The sequence below is a fragment of the Staphylococcus condimenti genome (assembly GCF_001618885.1).
Taxonomy (GTDB): domain Bacteria; phylum Bacillota; class Bacilli; order Staphylococcales; family Staphylococcaceae; genus Staphylococcus; species Staphylococcus condimenti.
Map to the genome: position 1 here is coordinate 1,614,865 of NZ_CP015114.1, position 22,017 is coordinate 1,636,881.

The 22,017-nt window shown below is 33.1% G+C and carries 17 protein-coding genes; 10 read left to right on the forward strand and 7 right to left on the reverse strand.

Features of this window, described 5'->3' with window-relative positions; genetic code table 11:
* Positions 1–19 precede the first annotated feature (19 nt).
* The 4 genes from A4G25_RS08055 to A4G25_RS08070 all read left to right on the forward strand — a co-directional run bounded on the left by A4G25_RS08055 (position 20) and on the right by A4G25_RS08070 (position 5,923).
* Complete coding sequence (locus tag A4G25_RS08055; protein WP_047132025.1) at positions 20–469, forward strand: MarR family winged helix-turn-helix transcriptional regulator; 450 nt, start codon at positions 20–22, stop codon at positions 467–469.
* A gap of 223 nt (positions 470–692) precedes the next feature.
* Entirely contained in the window at positions 693–1,208 is a 516-nt protein-coding gene (locus tag A4G25_RS08060; RefSeq protein ID WP_047132026.1) for a DUF805 domain-containing protein, read from the forward strand.
* A 191-nt stretch (positions 1,209–1,399) separates the two neighbouring features.
* A complete protein-coding gene (locus A4G25_RS08065; protein ID WP_047132027.1) occupies positions 1,400–4,696 on the forward strand; it encodes a CapA family protein in 3,297 nt (1,098 codons plus the stop codon).
* 15 nt (positions 4,697–4,711) lie between these two features.
* On the forward strand, positions 4,712–5,923 hold the full coding sequence (locus tag A4G25_RS08070; RefSeq protein ID WP_052766747.1) for a PDDEXK-like family protein: 1,212 nt from the start codon (positions 4,712–4,714) through the stop codon (positions 5,921–5,923).
* A 132-nt stretch (positions 5,924–6,055) separates the two neighbouring features.
* Here the strand turns inward: A4G25_RS08070 and icaC are convergent, their stop codons facing one another.
* The 7 genes from icaC to A4G25_RS08105 all read right to left on the reverse strand — a co-directional run bounded on the left by icaC (position 6,056) and on the right by A4G25_RS08105 (position 15,671).
* Entirely contained in the window at positions 6,056–7,126 is a 1,071-nt protein-coding gene (gene icaC / locus A4G25_RS08075) for a polysaccharide intercellular adhesin biosynthesis/export protein IcaC (RefSeq protein WP_063164632.1), read from the reverse strand.
* The gene (icaB, locus tag A4G25_RS08080) at positions 7,119–7,976 is read right to left on the reverse strand and encodes an intercellular adhesin biosynthesis polysaccharide N-deacetylase (protein WP_047132029.1); all 858 of its coding nucleotides are present in this window, start codon (positions 7,974–7,976) and stop codon (positions 7,119–7,121) included. Before icaB ends, icaC begins: the two co-directional genes overlap by 8 nt.
* On the reverse strand, positions 7,969–8,286 hold the full coding sequence (gene icaD / locus A4G25_RS13380) for an intracellular adhesion protein IcaD (RefSeq protein WP_047132030.1): 318 nt from the start codon (positions 8,284–8,286) through the stop codon (positions 7,969–7,971). The genes icaB and icaD overlap by 8 nt, the downstream gene beginning before the upstream one ends.
* Positions 8,250–9,479 carry a poly-beta-1,6 N-acetyl-D-glucosamine synthase IcaA gene (gene icaA, locus A4G25_RS08090; protein ID WP_047132031.1) on the reverse strand — a complete coding sequence of 410 codons (1,230 nt, stop codon included), beginning with the start codon at positions 9,477–9,479 and terminating at the stop codon, positions 8,250–8,252. Before icaA ends, icaD begins: the two co-directional genes overlap by 37 nt.
* 848 nt (positions 9,480–10,327) lie before the next feature.
* Positions 10,328–11,746, reverse strand: coding sequence for an anion permease (locus A4G25_RS08095; RefSeq protein WP_047132032.1), 1,419 nt, complete (start codon positions 11,744–11,746; stop codon positions 10,328–10,330).
* 170 nt (positions 11,747–11,916) lie between these two features.
* Positions 11,917–12,672, reverse strand: coding sequence for a 3-oxoacyl-ACP reductase FabG (fabG, locus tag A4G25_RS08100; RefSeq protein ID WP_047132033.1), 756 nt, complete (start codon positions 12,670–12,672; stop codon positions 11,917–11,919).
* A gap of 365 nt (positions 12,673–13,037) precedes the next feature.
* A complete protein-coding gene (locus tag A4G25_RS08105; RefSeq protein WP_047132034.1) occupies positions 13,038–15,671 on the reverse strand; it encodes a fibrinogen-binding adhesin SdrG C-terminal domain-containing protein in 2,634 nt (877 codons plus the stop codon).
* A 430-nt stretch (positions 15,672–16,101) separates the two neighbouring features.
* Between A4G25_RS08105 and A4G25_RS08110 the strand changes: the two genes are divergently transcribed.
* The 6 genes from A4G25_RS08110 (at position 16,102) to isaB (A4G25_RS08130) (ending at position 21,934) form a co-directional block, all read left to right on the forward strand.
* Positions 16,102–16,803 (forward strand): ABC transporter ATP-binding protein, encoded by a 702-nt coding sequence (locus A4G25_RS08110; protein ID WP_047132035.1) that lies wholly within the window; start codon positions 16,102–16,104, stop codon positions 16,801–16,803.
* 12 nt (positions 16,804–16,815) lie between these two features.
* The gene (locus tag A4G25_RS08115) at positions 16,816–19,632 is read left to right on the forward strand and encodes an ABC transporter permease (RefSeq protein ID WP_047132036.1); all 2,817 of its coding nucleotides are present in this window, start codon (positions 16,816–16,818) and stop codon (positions 19,630–19,632) included.
* Positions 19,633–19,854: 222 nt separating this feature from the next.
* A complete protein-coding gene (gene isaB, locus A4G25_RS08120) occupies positions 19,855–20,373 on the forward strand; it encodes an immunodominant staphylococcal antigen IsaB family protein (protein ID WP_052766748.1) in 519 nt (172 codons plus the stop codon).
* Positions 20,374–20,432: 59 nt separating this feature from the next.
* The gene (locus A4G25_RS13305; RefSeq protein ID WP_257722029.1) at positions 20,433–20,555 is read left to right on the forward strand and encodes a hypothetical protein; all 123 of its coding nucleotides are present in this window, start codon (positions 20,433–20,435) and stop codon (positions 20,553–20,555) included.
* Between the two features lie 64 nt (positions 20,556–20,619).
* Positions 20,620–21,147 (forward strand): immunodominant staphylococcal antigen IsaB family protein, encoded by a 528-nt coding sequence (gene isaB, locus A4G25_RS08125; protein ID WP_052766749.1) that lies wholly within the window; start codon positions 20,620–20,622, stop codon positions 21,145–21,147.
* 286 nt (positions 21,148–21,433) lie between these two features.
* On the forward strand, positions 21,434–21,934 hold the full coding sequence (isaB, locus tag A4G25_RS08130) for an immunodominant staphylococcal antigen IsaB family protein (RefSeq protein WP_052766750.1): 501 nt from the start codon (positions 21,434–21,436) through the stop codon (positions 21,932–21,934).
* Positions 21,935–22,017 lie beyond the last annotated feature (83 nt).

A 22,017-nucleotide genomic window follows, 5' to 3' on the forward strand; every position in this document is an offset into this window, starting at 1 on the left:
TTGAATAAGGATGAAGAGCATGGAGCAGATTAATCAGGATTTAAAATCGGCAATTCGCAATTTTTATATCGCAATTCCTCAAATAAATAAGGAAATCACTAATATTTTACGACAAATCGAATTGAAATCTGGACAAGTTTTATCTTTTGAGCAAATAACGGCGTTGAGTATTATTCATTCTAATGAGAGCATCACAATTAACGAATTGGCTGAAGAACAAAAGATTTTCAAAACAGCTGCATCAAAACGTATTAAAAAATTAGAAGAATGTGGTTATGTACAAATTTTTCCTACCGATGATAAACGCTTGAAAGCAGTTTGTTTAACGCTTGAGGGAGAATTATTGTTAGAAGAGGCCACCGTAGCATTAACACATTCAATTAAACAATGTTTGGATTGCTGTAAAACTGAGCAAGAGTTCGAAGAATTTGTAGAACAACTTATATATTTCAAAAAGCTATTCATTTAAAATGTTTGTTTGAAGAATATATTTACACGCATTCATTAAATGAGTTTATAGAACTAATTTTTAGAGCTGGAACATCAATTGTTTCCGGCTCTTTTTGGATTATCACACCAATATTATCTTTTTAATTTTTATTTTGTAAAGTATATAAATATTTAAAAAATTGATTGCAATGTGCAACTTTATATTTGTATACTATTACTAACGAATTGTAAGGAGGAACTCCATGGAGCAATCACAAAATCAAGTTTTTAAAAGTTACAGAGATTTTTGGACACGCACTTTAGATGTCAGCGGCAGATCTAGTCGTGCTGATTTTTGGCATCCATTTTGGATTAATTTCATTATTACTTCGTTGTTAGGAATATTTTCTGTTGGTTTATTAAGCAGTCTTTTTGCGATTGCAATTATTATTCCATCATTCACTGTGATGGCCAGACGTTTACATGATACTAATCGCACTTTGATTCTCGCAATTGTAGCGGAAATCAGCGGATTAATTACAACAATTGCAGCGGTGGTATTCATTATTGCAGTATTAGCAATTGCAAGTTCTGGACATGCTGGTGTAATCGGAGCAACATTGATGGCTGGCGCATTTGGTACAGTTGTGGCAGGAGTAATCACACTGTATACATTATATGTATTGATAGCACCAGGAAATAAAGGGCCAAATAGATATGGTGATGGCGGAAGCTGTATAGAGAAGCCAGAAGTGATAGACTCAGAAGTTTCAATTTAATGTTGTACATAGGTTATAGAAAAAACAAGCACTTATAGAGTTGATCAGCTCCCTATAAAGTAAGCACTTAAAAGCGAAAACTTTATAGGGAGTTTTTATAATTATATATGCTCAAAAAAACTACTAAAAAATTATTTTAAATGTTAATCTTTTGATTATAACGAATAATACATTGGGTCCGGGGTGAAAGCATGAACTATAATCAGAAAACTATCGAACACTTACTAGAAGGAAAATGGTATCGCCAACCAGAAGAAGATTGGTTTGTGGATAATGTAGTCATCAATCCTGCACAAGCTAAGATGGAAAAGAAAAAAGGAAAGAAAGTCTTATTCATCGCAATTGATTCTGATACGTGGCATAAAGGTACGGGCAATAGAGGCATGTATGCAGGTTGGACAGATACACATACAACAGTTGCCAATCACGAAAGTTATATTGACGGTATTATTGCAGCGCGCCCGATACCGGAATTGAATCCTGATATTCCGCAATATATTATAGAGAATTCTTACAGTGCCATTAAGGCATTAGCTAATTATGCCTATCAGCATAGAAGAGGACAAATGATTGCAATTACAGGTACAGCAGGCAAGTCTACTTCTAAAGGATTGCTCGATAAGCTATTAGGCATCAATCACACTACCATTGCGACACGCGGAAATCATAATACAAGAACAGGTGTCCCTTTAACAATTGCCTGTGCTATTACACAACCTGAATTTACAATTGTTGAAACTGCGATTTCAGGACTTTGGATGCGCTCTGGAGGTATTTTGAAAAATTACCCGCCAGATATTGCGATGATTACTTCTATTGATGGCGGACAGAAAAAAAGTGCGCATGAAACAGCAATCTTAAAAGCGAGAATTGCTGAAGGGATGCATCATAAAGGACATGTCGTTTTGAATAAAGACATGAATGAATATGACACAGTAGAAAAAGAAGTGCAGCAATATAATCAAAACATTGTGACTTATGGATTTGATGAAAACGCAGATAGTCTAATACTGGAAGTAACAGAAACTCGTACCACTACGATTGTGAAAGCACGTATTTTAGGAGAAGAGATCACGTTTGAAACACAATTGAATGGTGAAGGTATGGTACAAAATATTGTGGGTGTACTTACAGTGATTAAACTTGCTGGTGTCGCACTTGATACTATAGTAGATGCGATTAAAGATTATACGCCAAATAAAGCTGTACAGAATTTTGAATCTTATCAAACAGGAAAAGGTCATCATTTTACGCTTTTAAATGATACTTGGAATGCGACAGGAATTGCTATGAATGCAGCAGTAGATTTGTTAAGTCAAAAAAGTAAATATTATAAAGGTAAATCCATTGCACTTTTAGGTCGGATTGAAAATTTGAGTGCTGAAGAAGCTAAAAAGCAGCATGAATCAGTTGCTCAAACACTCATAGATTCAAACGTAGACATTGTTTTTGCTCATGGTCCTGAAATGAAACATATGCTTAGAAAATTACCTCCAGAGATGATTGGCGGTTATTATGAAAGTGCTGAAGAGATTGCATCTCATGTCGCAAATATCATTGAAGAAGATGACATTATTTTATTAAAAGGTTCACCGCGTTCCAGCAACTTCAAACATGTAAAAGATGAGTTGTTGAAAGCGATACAGTTTAACAAAAAGCAATCAAAACAAAATATTATCCACCCTCCAAGTACAGGATACGGAGTCGCAACATTTGATTTAGAGTCTGGTCAAAAAGTTTCTGGTTATGGTGATCAAGAAGTAACTCAAAACCAAGGTATCGGCGGATTAATTTTAATTAATCATATTCTTGACCGAATTTTTGCGAAAAAATTATCTTTAACAACTAAGTATCTGCCAGATGCGCAAGCTATAAGAGAAAGCCAATCGGATAATGCTTTATTACTTAGAAAGAACAGTACATTTACATTGAATGATATTTTAGGTGCATCAATTGTCAAATCAGCGCCTAATGCTTTGTTGATGTTGGCTAATACAGTTGTAGGTTCTAATAGAAAGAGTATGCAAATGATTCGAGAGACAGTTGCAGAACTAGGTTTACCGCCAGAAGCAGCACTTAATATCACAGGAAGACGAATTTCTAATAAGCAGCAAACTATTACGCTGGAAGCTTTATTTAAAGTGGGACGACTTCTTTTTAATAAAATGCCGTTTATTCAAGATCTATTATCCAGAAATTTGTTTATTCATGGTAATAATATTTTTAGAAGTAAAACGAATTTATATCATTATGGACGAATTACTCACGGTCTTTTCTATGGACAAAGTGATTCAATCGGAGTAGTGCTTTCTGATATTCATGGTAAAAAATATGTTTCAGTTGTCTTAGGTGCTGAAAATATGTTTCATAGAGATGCGCTGCTATCTAAAAGTATAGAAAGTGTAGCAGCTTTACATGAGAAACCAGACAATCATTTAGCCGATCAACAGAATGTGCATACGAGACAACCTTATAAAATCAATGTTATCGGCGATACCTATTTCGGTGAATTTTATACACGAATTCGTAAAAGACAAGGTAAAGAAGATGCACTTATGCGTTTCGGCCGTAATTACAGTTTTGATGATATACGTGCTTTTTTAACAGAAGGAAACTTTAATATCTGTAATTTTGAGGCGGCGATTTCAGATGACCGCAATGAATATTTGAAGATGCGTAAACCTTTTGTATTACATGCGGATACTGAAGGAACTGTAGAAGCATTAAAAAAAGAAAATATTCATTTAGCTACACTTGCGAATAATCATTTAATGGATTGCGGTGTTGAAGGTTTAACTGAAACAGTGAAGCAATTTAAAGAAGAGCGTATTCACACAATAGGAGCAGCAGATTATCAAGAAGAAGCAGAAAAGCCGTTTGTTTTGAATGTAAACGGTCAAAGAATGACTTTCTTTAATGCCTATTGGTATCGTCAGCCGATGTATGAAGAATTTGATTTTTATGCGATAGGTGAAGAGCCTGGAGTTGCATGTATGAACCCGTTTATATTTGAAAAAATTCAACAAGAAAAAGAAAATCATCCAAATGGAAAAATTATTGTGATTGCTCATTGGGGTGCAGATTTCAAAGATGTCAGACCACTTCAAAGAAGGTTTGCCGAGCAGTTGAGTAAAGCAGGTGCAGACATCATAATTGGGCACGGTGCACATATGATTCAAGGTATACAAAAAATAAATCAAACCACTGTGGCCTATAGCATCGGGAACGGTGTATTTAATAGTAACGGCGAGTACAATAAACGTTTCGTTCCAGCATACAGTATGATTGCACAACTTATTATAAGTGAAAATAATGAAATGAAACTGTGCTTCTATCCAATTTATGGAAACAACTTAGATACCTTCTGGAAACCAAGATTTGTGACAAAAGAAGAATTCGAACATTGCAGATTAATGTTGAAAGCACGTAATACCATTTCAATGGGAACAGGCAAAGATGAGTATTATTATTTTGAAATGAACATATAGAAAGGGGTTAACTTAGTGGATAAAAATGAAGCTGCTTTACTAGAATTTTTGAAAGATATTGATGTTTTGCAAGAAGTTGAAAAATTTTCAAATCAATTTAATGTATTCGAAATTTTAGGAGTAGTGAATACAGAAATTCGCCATAGCAATATGCTAGCTTGGTTATTAAATCCCAAAGAGATACATGGACTGGATGAAAGTTTTATAAAAAAGCTAATTCAAATTTATATTAATTCCTTTTATAAGCCTGATTATCAGAAAAACACATTTAAATTACTATTAAGTAATTTTGAGGACGCTATTGTACTAAGAGAGTGGAATAATATAGATTTATTGGTTATTTCTGAACAAAATAAAACCGTAATTACTATTGAAAATAAAATATGGAGCAAAGAATCACAGCATCAACTTAAAAAGTATCAGCAAGTGATTGATCGAGAGTTTCCAGATTACGAAAAACTCTTTATATTTTTAACACCAAATGGTGATGAGGCTAGCGATATTGAAACTTGGCATCACATATCTTATAAAGATATAAGTGAAGGCATCAATGAAATATTAGTAAGCAAAGAAAATACACTTAACAAAGAAACATCAGACTTTATTAATCAGTATTTAAATATATTGAGGAGGTATATTTTGGGAGACGAAGAATTAGAAAAAATATGTAATGATATCTACTTTAAACACAAAAGAGCGTTAGATTTAATATTTGAATATAAACCAGACATTTTAAATGATATCTCTGAAATGCTACAAAAATTAATTGTAGAAAAAGAAACTCTCGTAGCAGATTATAGCAGTAAACGATTTATAAGGTTTACGACACAAGAACTTGATCAAAAAATCCCACTCAATGAAACAAGTAATAAATGGACGGCGAGTCGAAGAATGCTTTTGATTGAGGTGAAAAATATAGATAAAGCTACAAGCATACATTTAGTTGTAGGGCCTGCAGATACTGAAATTAGAGAGCATCTTCACGAGATAGCTGTATCGAATGAAAAGTTGTTTAAAGGAGCTAGAAAAACTTTGACTGGTCAATATACAAACCTTTTTTCGAAAACTTTATATAAGAATAATCCGAATGAAGAGTTGAGTCACACAGAAATTCTCGAAAAAACGAAACGTGCTTTCGAAAAATTCATTGACAATGATTTACCTAAATTAGAAGATGTACTAATCCAAAATTTTAAGCATACTCCTAAAAGTAGAGACTCTATTTAATTAGCTTAAATTAGATAAGACGTTAAAAGGTAAAATGAGCCTTCTTATTAGTTTGAACTTAAATTATAAAATCAAAACAGAGGTCCTCATTAAGAGTGACCTCTGTTTATTTTATTTTGCTAACTCTGAATATTACTTAGACGTATTTTCTTTTAAATCAAATTTTGTAAGATAAGGCTGCTTTCCAATCACAAATCGGAAGATATAAAACTCTCGTAAGAAAACGCCTACGCCTACACATAGCCCTAAAACAAATAGCAGTGTTAATACAATGAAGAGAATCGTTTTCCCCTTATACACGAGGGTGTATTCATATACGTAACTTAAAATCATAGGGTGAAATAAAAAGATGAAAAATGAAAATGTACTTGTTAAATTAATGGAATAAAACATAAATGATTTAAACTGCAAGCAAGCTCCTAGCAGTAATAAAAACATAAACGTATGATAGAGTACTAAATAATCTGTATAACTTGTGACATACCAATAATCATGATTTTTAAATACCACAAATATAAGATATGAAATAACTGCACAACCTATTACTACAAAGATATACTTATTTAAAAAGTTAACAATTCTATTATAATTCAAGCCGATATAGCCTCCTAAAAAGAAGAAGAAAATCCAGCCTAGAATAAAAGTATTATCACTCAATGGATAAATAGAATGGAATGCATGTGCAAAAGCTTTATTATTATCAAGTAAATGTAAGAAAGTAACTTGGATGACGAGTGATAACAACAATATAAGTTTACTATTAAAGATCTTATACGAAATTTTATATAGCAAATAACTCAAGATGAAAAACTGCATAATAACGATAATGAAATAACCATACCATTTCCCTAATATGATATTTTCAAAAAATTGATGACTGAACGGACTATTTAACTTTAAAGATTCGGTATAACAGTAGAATAGACCAATCGTTAAATAGGGAATAAAAATATATTTGAAACGCGACCATAAATAATGGATAGATAACACTTTGTAGTTAAGTGTGACGAGTAACTGAGCTAAAATAATAAATGAGGGCGTCCCAAATATAAACATATTTTGAACATAATAGATAAGTTTCAATTGGTTGATATCTGACCCTTCTATATTTCTCATCAGTTCTGTAAATACATGTGTCAATATAATCAGCATACAAATAAAGGCACGAAAATATATAAGTTCTGTTTTTTTGTTTTTAACCATCTTTAAAACCTTTCCATTTTTGGACTACTTGATGAAATGTGTTTTCACTAATGAGAATACGAGGAATATAATAATCGTCATCATTAGGTCTGATGGGTTTTTCTTCTAGCGTATATCCATATTTGATTCCTGCTTTTTTAATCGCTTTTATCTTATTATCATTAATTTGGCCATAAGGATAAGCAATTGAGTTAGTGTTTGAGTTGAAATGTTTCTTTAAATACTGATTACTTTTTTTAATATCTGCAGTTAACGTTTTATCATCTTTAGTAACAATTACTTGAGACACATTATTTTTTATAGAATGAAGATTATTAGTATGCGAGTGAAATGTCCAAAGCCCAGAAGCGTGCATATCTTTAAGTTGCTTTAACGTAGCCATATTCAAGTTATGGAAGTCTTTTTGACCCACTTTGCTAGTGATGATAAAACCTGTAGCAGGGATGTTGTATTTTTTTAATATCGGATAGGCATTTTTATAGATAGATTGATCCATATCATCAAAGCTGATCCATACACTTCTTTTTGGAAATTTTCCTTCTTTTTTATATTTGATAACTTCTTCTTCAGTTAAAAAACGTGCATTTTTTGATTTCAACCACTTGATTTGATCTTCAAATTCCTTTTTTGTAAGGCTATAAGTCGACAGTTCTTTACTATTCGAAAAAATATTTAGAAAGCTTTCGAAGAAACCGCCATTTCTTACTCTATGATAATTTAATGCAAGTGCACTATTTTCATCATAATGTGATATATCTTCTTTAGCATATGTTTCATGACTGTTTTCCAAAGAATTGGTGCTTATAAATAATACAGCAACTATTAAAATGAGTAGCGCTTTTTTAATCAAGAGGAGCACCTTCTCTCCACTTTTTGATGCTCTGTGAAATGAGACAATAAGTTAATAAGAAGAAAATGACAACCACAAATAATCCCATTAATTTAAAGATATTACCCAAGTCAGAGTTTTCTATATTTAAGACAGCCCGTAATAAAAGAACACTATCACTTTTAATGCCGAGCAGCGACCCTCCTATAACTATCAATGCAGAACAACAATAAACCCAAAATACCAAAGTGAATAGGAGAATAAAGATTTCACGCGTAAAGTTTAAGCTAGATTTTACCGTTTTATATTGCCTCTGTCTGGACTTGTCCATGTCGCATAAGCTCCTTTCTTTCTTTTTAAGGCTTTAGGAAAGGCGAAAATTGCAACTAAAGCGTTAAGTACCCAATACAATGTCGGATACCAGCTTAAAAATATAATGGTAAAGATATTTATTTTTTCATAAGTACTATCTATAAATAATGAGATAGCAAATTGAATCGTATTGATAAAAGTTAACAAAAGAGCTGAAAGGATAATGATAGTGAATTGATACTGTAAGAAAGAAATATCAAGAAAGTCGGTGTTGATAATAGATAATGCGAGTAATATCACGACTGAATAAACCCATACTAAAGATACAATTTGTTCAAATAGCAGCAAATATTGTGCTAAGTTGAAAGTTTTTAATGATTGTTTAAAGTCTCTAATTAATACTTCTTGTCCACCTTGAGCCCATCTAATACGCTGTTTCCAAAGACCTCCGATTGTTTCAGGCACGAGCATCCAGCAAAGTGCACGTGGTTCATATTTGATACGCCAATCATTCAAATGGAATTTCCAAGAAATCGCAATGTCTTCTGTGATCATATCTATATCCCAACCACCAACCTGCTGTATGGCTTCTTTTCTGAATAAAGTAAACACTCCGGAAATTGTGTTGATTTTTCCGGCAATAGACTGAGCGCGTTTGATACTGCCGACCATACTTGCGTATTCAATCGCTTGAATCTTACCTAGAATTGAACTTTTGTTTCTGATTCTTGGATTTCCTGTTACCGCAGCTAATTTTGGATCTTGCTTAAAGGACTCAATCATAAAATAAGGTGCGTTATCATCGACAATGGTATCTGCATCAATTCCCATAATGTAGTTATAATTTGCGTGTTTAATACCTTCGTTCAAAGCATTTGCTTTACCGTTATTCTTTTTCAAATTAACAAAGATAAAATCTAGATCTTTTTGCAAATCCATCACAACTTGTTCAGAGTTGTCTGAGCTTCCATCGTTAATTACAATGACTTCTTTTAAGGGAAATTTTAAATCTAAAATACTTTTGATTGTATCTTCAATTGTGTCTTCTTCGTTGTAGCAAGGAATCAAAAATGTGATTCCTTCTGTTTGGTTTTCATAATTCGGCAATTTTTTAAGTCTCAATTCTTTAAATACGGCATAATAAATAGTTCCAATAATCCAATAAATCGACATGAAAAGTGGATAAGTCAGCAGCAAACTAAATATTTTCAAACAAAAATCAACTCCTGAGAAGCACAACAAAAGACAAAATCACTCAATTTTAATTATTAAAATAATTTTAATTTGTCTCTTGTTGAGCTTCGTTATTTTAATAATTGTGACTGAATATTTTGTATCTCCGAGATATCAACCTGATTTTCGTTAGATGTAGATTGTGACTAAAATTGTTTGGCCTATAAATATTAGTGCTTTTGTGCATATTTAATACATTGAAATCTGATAGATATACACGGAATTATACCGGCAAAGGAATCATACCACTAATAAAGTTATTTATAAAGTTTTTAACCAAATTTGAACACAAAATAAATAAAAAAATTAAATGAGAAGTAGGGTATAACAATGTATCGCCAAACTCCATGTTGCAATATTAAATTTTTGTAACATTATATGAGAGTGTATTTTCAGAGAACAGACAGCCTTTTAGAATGTACTTGATTTTAATAATAAATAGTAGGGAGCAAAGTGTAGTAGAGCGGTTTTGAGGGTGTTAATAGAAGTATAGTATTGATATGTATTATTGAAAAAATAATCGTATTTCAGAAAATAAAAGAAGATTTAAAAAAGCTGAGTAAAACAGATACTCATAATGAATATGCGTAAATTAGTTTTGGTGTGTAAATATGTTTATTTTTTTATTATGTTTTAAAAACAGTTTTTAACATCAATTTTGATAAATAAATTATTTGTTTTGCGGAATAAATGCAGTGATAGATTGGGGGGAGAGAAAGATATTTTGTTTTGAAACGTCATTATAAGGTTTTTATTTCAGTAAATTATTGAAAAAACAACAGAGCTTGTTTTGAAGCTCTGTTGCATTATAAGAAAGCTTTTAAAAATTACATCATCCCTAAAATTTTCATCCAAATTGAACCTAGACCAATCCAAATAATAAAGTAGACAAGTCCAAGAACAAAATTCATAGTCCACCAACGTTTTTGAGTAACGTATCCTGACGCATATAGAATAGGAGCCGGACCGCTACTGTAATGTGTAGTAGAAGCAAGCAGGTTACCAAAGAACCCTAACATAAGTGCACTTAATAATGGTGGTGCTCCTGCTGCTACAGCAACACCTAATAATGCAGCATACATGGCACTGACATGGGCTGTTGCGCTGGCGAAAAGATAATGAGAATAGAAATAGAAGATAAGTAAGATAATCAACACAATCGGCCAGCTGAAGCTACCTAAACTATTTGCGATGACTTTACTTAACCATGGTATGAAACCTAATTTGTTTAATTGATCAGCCATTAATACGAGTACTGAGAACCAAACTAATGTATTCCAAGCACCTGTTTCATTTAAAATGTCTTTCCAAGTAAGTACACCTGTTATCAATAATAATGATAAAGCGATAAATGCTGTTAATGTCGCATCTATATTGATGAAACTGCCTGTAACCCAAAGTGCCAATGCGATGATGAATATGCCTATCATAAATTTTTCGGCTAATGATATTTTGCCCATTTTTTCTAATTCATGATCAGCCCAAGATTTCGCATTAGGTGTTTCTTTGACAGTCGGTGGATAAATTTTGTAAATGATAAATGGAATTACAATTAAAGAAACTAGACCGGGAACAAGTGCTGCTAAAAACCAGTTCATCCAAGTAATATGCACATGAGCTGTACTTTCAGCAAGGTTCTGTGCTAAAGGGTTTCCAGCCATTGCAGTTAAGAACATTGCTGATGTAATTAAATTTCCTTGGAATTCCGTAAAAATAAGGAAAGCCCCCATTTTACGTTCTGAACCATCATCTGGTTTAGATCCGAATGATTCAGAGAGTGATTTGATTATAGGAAACATAATTCCACCAGCACGTGCTGTGTTACTTGGTGTAGCGGGAGCTAAAATCAAGTCAACGCCTACAAGTGAGTAGGCCAACCCCAAGGTCTTTTTACCAAAGAGCTTAACGAATTGTAATGCAATACGTCGACCTAACCCTGTTTTAACAAATCCGCGTGAAATGAAGAAAGCCATAGCAATCAACCAAATGCTGTTATTGCCGAATCCTTGTACAGCTGTTTTAGTATCAATTATTCCGACAAGTACCATTATGGTAAAACCGATAATTGATACTGCACCAATTGGCATAGGCTGTGTGATACATGCAATGATAGTTGCAACAAATATCGCAAACATATACCAAGCTTGTGTATCTAAAGATTCAGGCTTAAATGGGGTAAGTGCCCAAATAACAAGTCCTACCACAATTGGTAAAATAAACTTACGATATTTTACCGTATTTTTCATAATTACTTTCCTTCTTTCTCAATAAAGTACCATTACATGTATTAGGATAGCCTTATCGGTACTTCATGTACATAGATTATTTAATATTTAACAATTAAAATAATTATTAAAATGTGGGGGTATAAAGAAAAGCGTATCCAAAAGGGTACGCTTTTAAAACTGTTTAAGATTTACAAGATACCACTTGGTTCTTCAGGCAAGACTTGGCCACCATCGATAATTAATGCTTGTCCTGTAATAAATTCAGCTTCTTTAGAAGAGAAGAATACAACAGCATAACCGATATCTTCAGGTATACCTAATTTGTGAGTAGGTATAATTTTACGAACGCCTTCTAAATAATCGTCTCCTTGTTCTTCTAACCCTTCAGTCAGAATATTTCCAGGTTGAATAGCATTTACAGTAATGCCATATTTAGCATATTCTAAAGCGGCACTTCTAACAAAACCAAGTTGCCCGGCTTTTGAAGCACCATAATGTGACCAACCAGGGTAACCTGTATTTGGCCCTGTAACAGAAGAAGTAACAATGACACGACCATATTGTTGTTGCTTCATGACTTTGAGAACTGCTTGTGTCACAAAGAAGGTACCTTTTAGGTTAACATCTTGAACGTAGTCCCAGTCCGCTTCAGTTAAATTTTCAATATTGATTTGCGGATAGACGCCTGCATTAGAAACTAAGATATCAATTTTCCCGTATTTCTCAACGACTTGATCAATGACTTGTTGAATTTGTGAAGTATCTCTTACATCTAATTTGAAAAAATCTCCGTTCAGTTCTTTAGCGGCTTGTTGGCCTTTTTCTTCAGAAATACCACCAATAATTACTTTAGCACCCCCTTCAAATAGGCACTCTGATATACCTCTTCCTATTCCGCTAGCTCCACCAGTTACTAAAGCTACTTGTCCTTTTAAGTTAAACATTCATAGTCACCTCTCGGTATTCATTTTCATTAATACTTTCCCCTTAGTTGAACTATGTTAACAATTTCACAAGAATTGTCACTCCTTGTTCAAAGGTTAATAAGAAAAGCACTCAAGAATTCATTTTTTTCACTTATATTTGTGAAAAGAGAAGTGATGAGTTGAATATTTGATAAGTTGGTAGCTTCTAATTCTCTGCAAGACATTGAAAAAGGGAGAAAGAGCCGTACTTGTTTTTTATATGAAAAGTAAAAAGAAAATCATGTCATTATTTGCATCTCAAATAAAATAAGTTAGTGAATCACAAATAAAGATAGAGGCGATTGATGTTAATATACTCAGCCGCCTCTATCTTTAAGTCTTTATTATTGTTTGTTTTTTTGTCTTCTGAAAATAAATGTTGCACCGAGTATTGCTAATAATGCGCCGAAAATAGGAGTATTTTTATTTTCTTGACCTGTTTCAGGTAATTTTTCATTATTCTTTTCAGTTTTAGGAGTTGAAGTGCTTAAAGGTTTGATTGATAATTTTTGATCAGAATTTAACTGTTGTACTTTAGGCATTTCAACGTTATTTGCAGTAATAATGTTTTGATGTTCTTGCGGTTTAGGCTTCTCTTTATCTATGATTTTAGAGCTAGAATTTTGTTCAGTCTTTTTGTCGTTGTGACCACCTTCACTGTCTGGAACAGTGTGTTCATCCCATTCAATAGGTTTTGAATCTTCTTCTTCGGTTTCCCCATTGTTATGGTCTTCTTCACCATCAGGAAGGGTATCTTCATCATAGTCGATAGGGTTAGAGTCTTCTTCTTCAGTTTCGCCGTTGTTATGGCCGTTTTCGCCGTCCGGAATCGTGTCTTCATCGTAGTCTATAGGATTAGAGTCTTCTTCTTCGGTCTCACCATTGTTATGTCCATTTTCGTTATCAGGAAGGGTATCTTCATCATAGTCGATAGGGTTAGAGTCTTCTTCCTCAGTTTCCCCATTGTTATGTCCATTTTCACCATCCGGAATTGTGTCTTCTTCGTAGTCGATAGGATTAGAATCTTCTTCCTCAGTTTCCCCGTTGTTGTGACCTTCTTCGTCATCCGGGATTGTATCTTCATCATAATCGATAGGGTGAGAATCTTCTTCTTCAGTTTCCCCGTTGTTATGACCTTCTTCGCCATCAGGAAGGGTATCTTCTTCATAGTCGATAGGGTTAGAGTCCTCTTCTTCGGTTTCCCCGTTGTTGTGGCCTTCTTCACCATCAGGAAGGGTATCTTCATCATAGTCGATAGGGTTAGAGTCTTCTTCCTCAGTTTCCCCATTGTTATGACCGCTTTCATCGTCTGGAACAGTGTGTTCATCCCATTCAATAGGTTTTGAATCCTCTTCTTCAGTTTCTCCATTGTTGTGACCGCTCTTACCGTCAGGTAAAGTATCTTCCTGCCAATTAATATCATTATTGTCTATAATAGGACCGTTTTTACCGTTACCATTTGCATTATTTTGGTATAAAACTAAGCCGTTATCCCAAGAAGCGTAAGAATAATAATTATAATAAAACGGGCTATAACCAGAAAAAGTAGTTCTGAATATTAAATCTTCAGCATCGTTTTGATAGCTGCCTTCGTACTTTATAACATACGTTTTATCTAGTTTATCTAAATTTATTCTGTATGACCCATCGTTAAAAAGTTCTATTTTTAAATTTTTGCTAATCTCTTTAAATAAGTTAGTGTTTGAAAAATTTACACTTAAACTTTGTGGCAAATTTTCTTTCCCAATATACTCGTATATCTTAACATTTGCTTGTTTATTAGATGATGGCGCGCCTTTCAAAACTTTTCCATGAATTATAGGGTATTGAATATTATAACCCTTTGGATTAACAACGCTAATATGCGTGAATTTATTGTTATCCTTATCTAAGTTTTCCATAATACCATTTACTTCTATTCCTGCTTGGCTAATGCCGTTCAAATGTTTAACGTTTATAGTTTTTGAAGTTTCATGTCCATTCAAGGTAGATGTGATAGTTTGTTCTCCATCATTTTTAACTGTTCTCGGATCTAAAAATAAGTTGAGTGATAAATTAGCTGTAACATTAACTTTATTTTGAATATAATCTAAAAATGTATATCTAATCTTGCCGTTTTCCATTACTTTTCCTGTAGCCATAGTTATACTGCCATTTTTAATGTCAGGAACTTTCTTAATTACAGATACACCATTTGTATTTACATTATTTGAAATAGTGAAATCAAAATAATCGCCAGGGTTTATACCATTTTCAAATTCCCAATCATATTTTAAAGTTACTCTTTCTCCTTGTTGCGGGTTAACAGCATCCTTACTTTCGATTTTATCCTTTTTAATTTTAACTTTGTTTGAAATGTCTTTCCCTTCTTGAATTGTTTCTTTTTTCAATTCTTTATTTGGAGTTGTGGATGAATCTTCTTCTAACATAGGTGTCTTACCATCAATATAGATTTTATAATCTGTAGAGTCAGGAGGTTGATCTGATTTATCATCAGGAGCACTTTGTTCATTTTTAATGTTTTCAACTGATGTATTTGTTTCTTCTGCTGGCTTCTCACTAGCTTGAATACTTCTAGGAGTTGCAGAAATATTTTCTTTTGTATCGTCTTTTGAATCAGATACTTCTGTTATTACTGCATCTTTGTTTTCTGTTGAATCAATTTCTTGTGTTGAAGTTTGAAGTTGAATGCTTTCTTTTGCATTTTCTTTTTTAACCACATTAGTTTCAATTTTATTATCTATTGGAGCAGGCACTGATGCTTCTCCAGTATTTGTTTGAGTTGCAGTTTCCGGCTTTTGATTTTCACTTGTAGTAGGTTGAGCTGTTACTGTTGTTTCCTCATTTGTTTCTTCTGCAGCATTTGCTTCATTACTATTCGCTATACCAAGCGCTAAGCATGTTCCTAATAAGATTGATGCTGTGCCTGTTTTGTATTTTCTTACACTGAATTTGAATTTTTTATCTTTGATGTCCATAAATACCTCTTTATTGAATTTTTAGTAGCTCAAATAAATATACAGATACACATTTATATAATCAATGGAAATAATTCATATTATACTTTTGTTATAGTTGGTTAATATTTAGTTAATAAAGTAAAAGGCTTACAATTTATAAAAATTTTCAAGAAATAATGTTTATAATGTTGTCACAATGCCTATTTTCTTAAGTGTTTTTCACTTTTATTTCCTATTAATCTATAAAATTATAGCTATTTGTATGTAAGCATCTTTCATTTATGCTAACTTTGTCATTTTAAAAGTGTGATATGAAAATATTTTGAAAGAATTGGGCAAATAAGCTTGTACTTTTCTTGATTAGTTGATATGCTTTAACAAATAGTTGACTTAGTCAACTAACAGAGAGATAGGTTATACAAAATTAAACGAGAAGAGGAAAACACATTTGGCATATATTGAAGTAAAGAATTATTCAAAAATATTTGGCAGTGGTGATCAAGAAGTCAGAGCGAATGATGATATTTCATTTACTTTAGAAAAAGGACAGTTAATGGTAATTGTTGGTGCATCTGGGGCAGGTAAATCAACATTATTGAATACTTTAGGCGGAATGGACACAGCGAGTGAAGGACACGTAATTATTAACGGTACAGATATCGCAAAATTTTCAGAGAAGCAGCTTACAACATATCGACGTAATCAAATTGGGTTTGTATTCCAGTTCTACAATTTGATTCCAAACCTTACAACATTAGAAAATATTGAATTAGCATCAGAACTTTCTCCTAAAGCACTAGATTCAGAAGAGACATTAAGACGCGTCGGCTTAGAGAAACGTAAAAACAACTTCCCTTCACAACTTTCTGGTGGGGAACAACAACGTGCTTCAATTGCGCGTGCGGTTGCGAAAAACCCTGATCTATTATTATGTGATGAGCCTACAGGTGCACTCGACTATAATACAGGGAAAACAATCTTACAAGTTTTACAAGATTTAAGTCATAAAGACGGTAAAACAGTTATTATTGTAACGCATAACGCAGCGCTTAAAGACATGGCGGATCATGTTATTGAAATTTTTGACGGTAAAATTAAAGAAGACTATATGAATGAGCATCCACAACCTATTTCAGAGATTGAGTACTAGGGGGTAAGTGCGATGAAAATGTTAAGAAAAACTATATTACATGAATTCAAGTCTTCTTTACCGCGTTTTATTTCAATTGCAATCTTACTAGCTTTAGGTGCTTTCGTACTGATTGGATTGAAAGTAACAGGCAGTGATATGCGTCAAACAGGTAATGATTATTTTAAAGAACATAAGATGGCAGACGCTCAAGTCACAAGTCCTGTAGGATTTAATAAAGATGATAAAGACTATATCAATCACATGAAGCATGTGAAGAAAACTGAATATAGTGTTTATAAAGATGCAGTTGTTTCAAATTCTAAAAAAACAATGCGTTTGAATGAAAAAACGTCTAAGTTATCTATCTTTAAAGCAGAAGATGGACGCTTACCGAATAAATCAAACGAAATTGCTTTAAGCACTCAAGACAAAGGTAAATATAAAATCGGCCAATACATCAATTTAGAGAACAGTAAAGGCGACAAAGAAATTGATGGATTAAAAAATCATAAATACAAAATCGTTGGTTTTGTGACATCTAGTGACTTCATGCAAAAACATGATTTAGGTATGACAAATGTAGGTAAAGGGCAAATTGATACATTTGCAGTGCTAGATAAAAGTGGTTTCAGTGATACAACACCGAACGTTGCTAAAATTTCTTATGATAATTTGAAAGGTGCAAGTTACTCTGACAAATTTGAAAAGCAATTGCAAAAAGACGTTAATCAAAACATTCCTGGATTAACAAAATGGGCAGACAAACGTGATTCAGAAATTAAAGATGATAAAAAAGCTCAAATCAAAGACGGCAGAGAAAAATTAGAAAAACAAAAATCATCTATCGACAGCAAAGAACAATCTTTAAAACAGTCTAAAGAACAATTAGATGGCAACAAAGCACAGTTAGATCAAGCAAAACAACAAGTTGCCGACGCTAAAAAACAAGTTGATCAAATGCCTGCTGGGGTACAAAAAGATCAAATGGCACAACAACAGCAAGCTCAACAAAAACAAGTTGATGAACAAGCAAAAGAATTTAAGTCTAAACAAGATGAATGGCAAAAAAATTCTGATGACTTAAAAGATGCTAAAGAAAAAATCGCATCAAAAGAAAGTGAACTTGATTCACAAGAACAAAAAATCCAATCAATGGGTAATTTAGAATATCAATTACAATCACGCAGTGATTATAACCAAGGATATAACCAATTTGGTGAATCAGCGAAACGTATCGATGTACTTTCTAACACATTCCCAATTATTTTCTTCGCGGTAGCAATCTTAGTAACATTTACAACAATGTCACGTATGGCTGAAGAAAAACGTACAACAATGGGTGTGTTACGTGCATTAGGTTATACGAAGTTTGATGCAATGAGATTATTCCTTATCTATGGTACAAGTGCAGCGTTATTAGGTACGGCACTTGGAAGCTTCTTCGGTACAGGTTTATTACCTAGAAGAATTTATCAAGCTTATGCCGCAAACTTAGCTGTACCGCCAATTCAAACACCGCCATCATGGTTATGGATTATTATTAGTTTAGTCTTCGCGTTATTATGTACAGTTGTACCGGCAGTATATATTGCTTGGCAATCATTAAAAGAAAATCCTAAATATCTATTAATCGCAAAACCGCCTAAGGCAGGATCTAAAGTGCTATTAGAACGTGTTCCATTTATCTGGAACAGATTATCATTCAATTACAAAGTTACAGTCAGAAACTTATTCAGATATAAAGCGCGTATGTTTATGACTATCTTCGGTATCTTAGGCTGTACAGCATTATTGATTACAGGCTTTGGTATGAAAGATTCCTTGAACGGTATTATTGATAACCAATATAAGAAGATCATTCATTACGACATTATCGGTGTTTATAACCCTGATGCTAGTCAAAAAGAAAAAGATGATTATGACAAAGCAGTCAATGATATCGATGGCGTGAAAAAGAAAGATAATGTTTATTTTGAATCTGTAACTGCAAAACCTAAAGGTGTTATCGATAACCAACAAATCACAATGATGGTTCCAGAACACAAAGATACTTTCAATGACTTTGTGACATTACGCAATATTGATAATGGTCATAAAATGAAATTGAAAGATGACGGTGTAGCAATTACGCAAAAACTTGCGAAATTAGGTCACTACAAAGTAGGCGACCATATGAACATCCAAGATAAAGCAGGACGCAAGCATAAAGTAAGAATCGCACAAATCACACAAATGTATGCAGGACATGATGTGATTATGGATAGTAGTTATTACCAAAAAGCATTCGATAAGAAAGTGAAATACAATGGTAAAATTATTAACCTGAAAGATCGTTCTGATAAAAACATCAATAAAGTATCAAGAGATCTTAACAGTCAAGATGCTGCGATGACTGCAGTACAGTCTAACCAATCTAAGACTGCAATCAATACTATCTTAGATGGACTTGATAATATCGTATTAATTATTGTGTTAGCTTCTTCAGCGTTATCATTCGTTGTATTATTTACACTGACAAATATCAACGTTTCAGAACGTACACGCGAATTAGCAACATTAAGAGTCTTAGGATTCTATAAACGCGAAACAGTGATGTATATCTATCGTGAAACAATTATTCTTACAATCATAGGTATACTTGTCGGATTCCTTGGTGGTTATTACTTACATCAATTTATCATGAGTACATTACCGCCGAATAATGCGATGGCAGATATGACGCTATACTGGACTAACTTCGCAATATCAACAGGTTTGACGCTATTATTCTCATTCATTGTAATGCTGATTATGGCACGCAAGATAAGCAAAATAGATATGCTGGGTGCATTGAACTCAGTAGACTAAACCTTAAATCCGATGGAAATCGAAAGATGATTTCTGTCGGATTTTTTCTATATACATACAAAAAAGCACAATATAAACATACTAAATAGTTATTGTAATTTTTCATTTTCATCAATAATTTGTATGGATAAATATATTGAATTTTCTGAAATATAATTGTAATGATTGTTATTTTATTGTAATATAACACTAAGCACTAAAAATAATAGGAGTTGAAAAGCCATGAAAAAAGTAATTGCAGCAACCGGCGTAACCTTAACTTTGGCACTTAGCGCAAGCGTCCTTCCGGCAAACAACGATGCAGGCAATGAAGCACATGCAGCAACGCAACCTTATTATAATTACACAGGCTATACAAGTTATGATTCAAGTTTTGTTTTAGACCCGTATTTCGTGAAAGCTGTACAGATTGGTAACGTCACATTGAATGGATATAAGATTCAAAAAGAAAATCAAGTAACACCTGAATTTATAGAACTTGAAAGAGTTTATGATCAAAATATAGGTGTTAATTCTGAAACAAAGAGAGCTGTCAGAGCAGCATTTCCAGTTAAAGCAGGACAAATTAGTAAACAAGATATTATTAATGCATATGGCACAAATGATAGCTTTTTAAAAGCATACCCAGATGATCCGGACGATACTGGATCAATGAGATATGAATTTGATGGAAGCGCGGTTAATTTTAAATTTTCAAATGGTTATTTAACAAGCGTTAGTATTAATGGTGGTGTGTTATAACGTTAATGATATGAGAACAACATTGCATGATATTTAAAAAATTCGATCTCGCAAAAAAGATGGTACAAGTTAATGATACTGGCTTAATATTGTATCAATTAAACGACAGTACAATCATTATTGATTTTTATAAAGATATAGTCACTTCTGGAACGATTGTAGGATGGGAAACAAATAATTAAGTATTCAAGCCATTAGTAACATACAATAAGATGATTTTTTAATATAAATAGGAGTTGAAAAGCCATGAAAAAAGTAATTGCAGCAACCGGCGTAACTTTAACTTTGGCACTTGGTACAAGCGTCCTTCCGGCAAACAACGATGCAGGCAATGAAGCACAAGCGGCAACACAACCTTATTATAATTACACAGGCTATACAGCGTATGATTCAAGTTTTGTTTTAGATCCGTATTTTGTGAAAGCTATACAGATTGGTAACGTCACATTGAATGGTTATAAGATTCAAGGAGAACATCAAGCAACAACTGTAGACAAGGAATCTGTAAGTGTTTATGATCAAAAAATAACTCTTAATCCTAAAACAAATAGAGCTATCAATGCAGCGTTTCCAGTTAAATCAGGACAAATTAGTAAACAAGATATTATTAATGCATATGGTACAAATTATAACTTTTTAAAATCTTATCCAGATGATCCGGACGGTACGGGAATAATGAAATATGAATTTGACGGCAGCTCAGTGAGTTTTAACTTTTCAAATGGTTATTTAACTAGCGTTGGTATTAATGGAGGTGTATTATCCTCAATATAGCATTAACGATATGAGAACAAAGTTATATTGTAATTAAATAACCTAACAGATATCAATTTTCCTCTCAGAAAGAATATAACTTAAGGTCTGCTGAGCAAGTTGAAATGTATGATTAAACGATTGGTTTCAACCAGAAACCTAGTAGATCAGTTTAAATAATATTGATTATTATAAATACGCAATCCTTTATGGAATGATGGTAGGATGGGAAACGAATCATAAGTATTCAAGCCGCTAACATTATATAGTGAGATAATTTTTAAATATAAATAGGAGTTGAAAAGCCATGAAAAAAGTAATTGCAGCAACCGGCGTAACCTTAACTTTGGCACTTGGTACAAGCGTCCTTCCGGCAAACAACGATGCAGGCAATGAAGCACATGCAGCAACGCAACCTTATTATAATTACACAGGCTATACAGCGTATGATTCAAGTTTCTTTGTAGATCCGAATTTCGTGAGAGCAGTCAAATATCATAATGTCACATTTAATGGCTATAAAATACAAGGGCAACATCAAGCAGTGCCGAACTCTACTAAGAATATACAAGTATATGATCAACTAATAGCGATTAATAAAGAAACGAATAATGCTGTTTCTGCTTCGTTCCCAATCAATCAAGGTCAGGTCAGCAGACAGGCAATCGAAAATGCCTACGGAACAGACTATGAGTTCCATAGTGAAAAAATGTCAAATGACACAGGTATGATGGTTTATGAATTTGATGGCAGTACAGTGAATATCGAAATCTATCATAATATGGCAGATTCTGCTACGATTACTTAACTTTTATAAAAATTCGATATCATAAATAGAATGGTAATATGTGTAAAGGAACAAGGAAGGCTTGGTGGCCCTTTCTTGTTTTT

Coding starts and splice junctions, on each gene's coding strand:
- icaD (WP_047132030.1), bottom strand. CDS start 8,286: ATGGACAAGTCCAGACAGAGGCAATATAAAACGGTAAAATCTAGCTTA.
- isaB (WP_052766749.1), top strand. CDS start 20,620: ATGAAAAAAGTAATTGCAGCAACCGGCGTAACTTTAACTTTGGCACTT.
- A4G25_RS08115 (WP_047132036.1), top strand. CDS start 16,816: ATGAAAATGTTAAGAAAAACTATATTACATGAATTCAAGTCTTCTTTA.
- A4G25_RS08065 (WP_047132027.1), top strand. CDS start 1,400: ATGAACTATAATCAGAAAACTATCGAACACTTACTAGAAGGAAAATGG.
- A4G25_RS08060 (WP_047132026.1), top strand. CDS start 693: ATGGAGCAATCACAAAATCAAGTTTTTAAAAGTTACAGAGATTTTTGG.
- icaC (WP_063164632.1), bottom strand. CDS start 7,126: ATGGTTAAAAACAAAAAAACAGAACTTATATATTTTCGTGCCTTTATT.
- A4G25_RS08055 (WP_047132025.1), top strand. CDS start 20: ATGGAGCAGATTAATCAGGATTTAAAATCGGCAATTCGCAATTTTTAT.
- A4G25_RS08095 (WP_047132032.1), bottom strand. CDS start 11,746: ATGAAAAATACGGTAAAATATCGTAAGTTTATTTTACCAATTGTGGTA.
- isaB (WP_052766750.1), top strand. CDS start 21,434: ATGAAAAAAGTAATTGCAGCAACCGGCGTAACCTTAACTTTGGCACTT.
- A4G25_RS08105 (WP_047132034.1), bottom strand. CDS start 15,671: ATGGACATCAAAGATAAAAAATTCAAATTCAGTGTAAGAAAATACAAA.
- A4G25_RS13305 (WP_257722029.1), top strand. CDS start 20,433: ATGGTACAAGTTAATGATACTGGCTTAATATTGTATCAATTAAACGAC.
- fabG (WP_047132033.1), bottom strand. CDS start 12,672: ATGTTTAACTTAAAAGGACAAGTAGCTTTAGTAACTGGTGGAGCTAGC.
- isaB (WP_052766748.1), top strand. CDS start 19,855: ATGAAAAAAGTAATTGCAGCAACCGGCGTAACCTTAACTTTGGCACTT.